This window comes from Mesorhizobium sp. M7A.T.Ca.US.000.02.2.1 (genome assembly GCF_003996995.1).
GTDB lineage: Bacteria > Pseudomonadota > Alphaproteobacteria > Rhizobiales > Rhizobiaceae > Mesorhizobium.
Map to the genome: position 1 here is coordinate 1 of NZ_RZTT01000691.1, position 1946 is coordinate 1946.

General features: G+C 61.4%; 2 protein-coding genes. Both read left to right on the plus strand.

The window, feature by feature from the left end; genetic code table 11:
• Nucleotides 1-232 precede the first annotated feature (232 nt).
• Entirely contained in the window at nt 233-1084 is an 852-nt protein-coding gene (locus tag EOD15_RS33620; protein WP_127322457.1) for an alpha/beta hydrolase, read from the plus strand.
• Between the two features lie 95 nt (nt 1085-1179).
• Complete coding sequence (locus tag EOD15_RS33625; protein ID WP_127322458.1) at nt 1180-1845, plus strand: outer membrane protein; 666 nt, start codon at nt 1180-1182, stop codon at nt 1843-1845.
• Nucleotides 1846-1946 lie beyond the last annotated feature (101 nt).

A 1946-nucleotide genomic window follows, 5' to 3' on the forward strand; every position in this document is an offset into this window, starting at 1 on the left:
CTCCGTGACCTCAGCAATAGTACATATTTGCCTACGGTGCTGATTTGCGCCGGTGACCCTCTGCACAGGCGGGTTTTTCGTTTGATGCTCCGTCAGCCAATGCGGCGAAGACTCCGAAGGGACGTTAACCCGAGTTCGTGGCCCCGGGTCCGACATCCGGCGCAGGCTGAGTTTGTTGACTAATCCGGCTAAGCGCGATGCTGATCGTGGACCGAGCCGCAAGGGGGAAAATATGACCCGTTTTTGGAAAGCGTTCGCCGTCATCTTGTTCTTGTTCGCAGCGTCCACTTTTGCCGCCGCCGAGGAACGTTGGCAGACCTTGCCGGAACCAGCGGCCATGCCCAAACCCGATCAGAGCGGATATGCGCCGGTGAACGGCATCCAGATGTACTACGCCGTTTTCGGCGCGGGCGACCCAGTGCTGCTCATCCATGGCGGCCTCGGCCACGCCGACATCTGGGCCAGCCAGGTGGCCACGCTTTCCAAGACGCACAAGGTGATCGTCGCCGACAGCCGTGGCCACGGCCGCTCCACCCGCACCGAGCAGCCCTATGGCTATGACTTGATGGCGTCGGACTATCTGGCGCTGCTCGATTACCTGAAGATCGACAAGACCGCGCTTGTCGGCTGGAGCGACGGCGGCATCATCGGTATCGACATCGCGCTGCATCATCCGGAGCGGCTGACAAGGCTGTTCGCGCAAGCCGCCAACGTAACCACCGACGGCCTTGATCCGGGCGTGATGACCAACAAGACCTTTGCCGCCTACATCGACCGCTCCGGCCGCGACTACAAGAAGATGTCGAAAACACCGGACCAGTATGACGCCTTCGTGGCGCAGATGAGCCATATGTGGGAGAGCGAGCCGGCGTGGACCAAGGAACAGCTTGCTGAGATAACCACGCCGACGGCGATCGTTGCCGGCGACCACGATGAGGCGATCAAGCGCGAACACACCGAATATATCGCCTCCGCCATCCCGGGCGCGAAGCTGATCATCCTGCCCAACGCCAGTCATTTCGCCCTGCTGCAAGCGCCGGATGAATATAGCCAGGCTGTGCTGGACTTCATCGACGCCAAATAGAGGATTCTGTGCGGCGACAGGGGGGATTGCGATTGCGGCGAATGCGGTTATCCTTCTGGCGAGGATCTTTCTGAACCGTCATTTCGGGGAGTTCGATGCGTCGACTGATGGTCGCAAGTGCCGGTTTTCTTGCCGTTCTGGCCGTGCCGGCTTTTGCAGCCGACCCAACGGTCGACGTGCCGATGACCGCGCCCGGCTTCGACTGGACGGGCTACTACGCTGGTCTGCAGGCCGGCTATGGCTGGGGCCAATCCGATATATCGGTGACAGAAGGCGCGCCGTTTTCCATCTCGCCCGACATTGACGGCGGTTTTGTCGGCGGCCATGTCGCCGGCCTGTGGCAGTTCGACCAGGCGGTGCTCGGCGCCGAGGCGGAACTCAACTATTCCTCGGTCGGCGGCACGACGGTATCGGCCTTGGGAAGCCCATTCGGCACCGACATCAAATGGTTCGGGTCGGTCAACGCCAAGGCCGGCTACGCCATGGATCGCCTGCTGGTCTACGGCATTGGCGGCGTCGCCTTTGCCGGCATCGAAACATCGCAAGTCGCGGGTCCGGCGTTCGCCAGCACGCGCACGAATGTCGGCTGGACCGTGGGTGCCGGCGTCGACTACGCGCTGACCGACAAGTTCGTCGTCGGCGCGCAGTATCGCTACTATGATTTCGGCTCCGAGCACTATGAGGTGGCAGAACCCTTTAACGATCGCGATCAGAACGTGAAGCTGAATGCGGTCGGGATCAATTTGAGCTACAAGTTCTGAGCAGGGCCACAATCGCGACGCTGCCGGACAAGGCAACCACTCAAAGGGCTCTTTCATGGAAGGGGTGGCCGACGCTCCCAGTGGGCGGGGGGAATGGGTTG

Coding starts and splice junctions, on each gene's coding strand:
- EOD15_RS33620 (WP_127322457.1), top strand. CDS start 233: ATGACCCGTTTTTGGAAAGCGTTCGCCGTCATCTTGTTCTTGTTCGCA.
- EOD15_RS33625 (WP_127322458.1), top strand. CDS start 1,180: ATGCGTCGACTGATGGTCGCAAGTGCCGGTTTTCTTGCCGTTCTGGCC.